The organism is Blastomonas sp. (assembly GCF_041747255.1).
In the GTDB taxonomy this organism is placed as follows: Bacteria; Pseudomonadota; Alphaproteobacteria; order Sphingomonadales; family Sphingomonadaceae; genus Blastomonas.
This window is the reverse complement of the sequence record NZ_JBGTFM010000365.1, coordinates 1-2,386: the sequence shown is the minus strand read 5'-3', so window position 1 is coordinate 2,386 and position 2,386 is coordinate 1. Positions and strand designations below refer to the sequence as shown.

Below are 2,386 nucleotides of genomic sequence, written 5' to 3'. Positions count from 1 at the left end.
ACGCGGGCGTGGCTGGCGCGGAGGACATGGTCATCGACATGAGCCTCGACATGTGGCGCTGGACGCTCGATGCCAATCTCATCTCAAACTATCTGCTGATGCAATATGTCGTGCCGATCATGAAGCGGCAGGGCTCGGGCTCTATCCTCAATGTCTCAAGCTATTTTGGCGGCGAGAAATTCCTTGCGGTCGCCTATCCCAACCGCGCCGATTATGCGGTGTCGAAGGCCGGGCAACGCGCGATGGTCGAAAGCTTCTCGCGCTTTCTGGGGCCGGAGATTCAGGTCAACGCGATTGCGCCCGGCCCCGTTGATGGTGACCGCCTGTCGGGCACCGGCGGCAAGCCCGGGCTGTTTTTGCGCCGCGCACGGCTGATCCTCGAAAACAAGCGCCTCAATGCCATCTATGCCGCCGTGATCGAATCGATCCGCGAGGGCGCAGAGGTTACGCATGTGCTGGGGCGTCTGGCGCGCAACGATACCGGCTATCTCAGCCACGACCGCTCAACCCCTGATCCCTTGCGGCTGCTGTGCCTTGAACTGGCGCGCGAGGGCGACGGCATCTGCACCTGGGATCGCTATCTGCTCACCCCCGACATTGCCGGGCGGCTGCTCGCACGGCTGCGCTCGGCGGGCTATCTGCTGCAGAATGCCGATTGGCAGGAGCGCAGCGGGACGAAAGATGGCCTCACAGGCTGGCTGATGGTCACCCCGCCCGATGACATGCCCTATCTGCCGCAGGACCGGATTGGCGCCGAGGCCGACAAGGTGGGGCGCGGCGTGCTCTCGCAGCTGCATCTGGGCGCGATGCCCAAGGAAAGCGAAGTGGCGCAGGCCACCGTCTTTTACCTCGCCGACCGCGCGGTCAGCGGTGAGACCTTCATGCCCTCGGGCGGTCTCAGCGTTGAACGTTCGTACACCGAGCGCGAAATGTTCGGCAGTCCCAAGCAGGAACGGCTCGACCAGATGGCGGGCAAGACCGTGTGGGTGATCGGTGAGCATCTGGCCGATTATATCGCCGAGACCGCCAACCACCTGATCGGTGACCTCGATGTGGCGCGGCTGGTGTTGCTCACCCGCAGCGATGCCGGCGGCGCAGGCGTCATGGCGCTGCTCAACGAGAATGTCGCGGCCAAGGTGACGGTGCGCGTGTGCGGCGCGGACATCGAAGGCGCGATGGACCAGGCGCTGACCGACTTCGGCAGGCCGACCACGGTGGTTTCGACACCGATGGCGGGCCTGCCCGACCGGTTGTTCGATGAAGACGCGATGCTGAGCGCAGAGGAGTTCCGCGAATTGTGCGAGGAAAACCTCACGCACCATTTCCGCGTTGCGCGCAAAGCGTCGCTCTACGATGGCTGCCAGCTGGTGCTGGTCTCGCCCGATGTGCCATTCGGCCAGAGCGGACCGGCGTTCGCGCTCGCCAATTTCGTCAAGACGACGCTGCACGCGTTCACCGCAACTTTGGCAGTGGAAAACGAGCGGCTGGTGCACGACGTGCCGACCAACCAGATCAACCTCACGCGGCGGGTGCGTTCAGAAGAACCGCGCAACGCGGTTGAGCACCAGGAAGAATTGAAGCGGTTTGCCCGCGCAGTCCTGCTGGTCGGCGCGCCGCTGCCCGATGCGCAGGATTCACGCTACCGCGCGCGGATTTACCGTGGCACGTCGATGACGGTGTGATTGGGCGCAGTCAGGGCGTTGCGCAATGTCGCTCGACATCGCTCCGGACGGATGGAGGTAAGGTGCGCAATCCCCAACAACCTCCCCGAGCTCCCCAGCGAAGTCGAGGGACGTACGCGCAAGGGTAGCTTCCGAACGCGCGCTTTCCGGGATCGACCCGGAATCCAGGGCGACGTTGCGCTGTGACCACCCTCGACTCCTGCGTTCGCCGGAAAACGTTGTTTACCTAAGGGGCAGCATTAATTGCACCCATGCTTGGCGTTGTGTTACCTTGTACACAAATGCATACTAGGACCACCTGATGACCAGCACGACGATGACGATCCGGGTTCCGCTCGATGTGCGCGACAAGCTGGCAAGGCTTGCCGAGGGGACGGACCGCAGCCGCTCCTATCTCGCTGCTGCGGCTGTATCCGCCTATGTCGACCGGGAGCTGGCTATTATTGAGGGCATCCAGCAGGGTCTCGCCGATGTGGCGGATGGACGGACGACGCCGCATGCGGATGTCACGGCTGAAGCGCAGAAGATCATCGCCGACGCGCGCGCAAGGAAAGCTGCCCGGCCGTGAGGCAGGTTGTCTGGTCAGACAACGCCAAGGCAGATTACCTTCAGATTTTGCGCCACATTGCCGACGATGATCCCGATGCGGCAGAGCGCGTTGTGCTGGCGATCCAGCAGACCGGAAACGATTTGGGTAGCTTTGC

The 2,386-nt window shown here is 63.2% G+C and carries 2 protein-coding genes; both read left to right on the top strand.

Going from position 1 to position 2,386, the window contains the following annotated elements:
• Positions 1 to 1,682: SDR family oxidoreductase (locus tag ACEW8G_RS12435; protein WP_373488731.1), on the top strand; the 1,682-nt coding region annotated here is incomplete at its 5' end.
• 301 nt (positions 1,683 to 1,983) lie between these two features.
• Positions 1,984 to 2,250: a CopG family ribbon-helix-helix protein gene (locus tag ACEW8G_RS12430; protein WP_373488730.1), complete on the top strand. Its 267-nt coding sequence runs from the start codon at positions 1,984 to 1,986 to the stop codon at positions 2,248 to 2,250.
• Positions 2,251 to 2,386 lie beyond the last annotated feature (136 nt).

Excerpts from the sequence above, each read along its gene's own strand:
- ACEW8G_RS12430 (WP_373488730.1), top strand. The coding sequence starts at position 1,984 with ATGACCAGCACGACGATGACGATCCGGGTTCCGCTCGATGTGCGCGAC.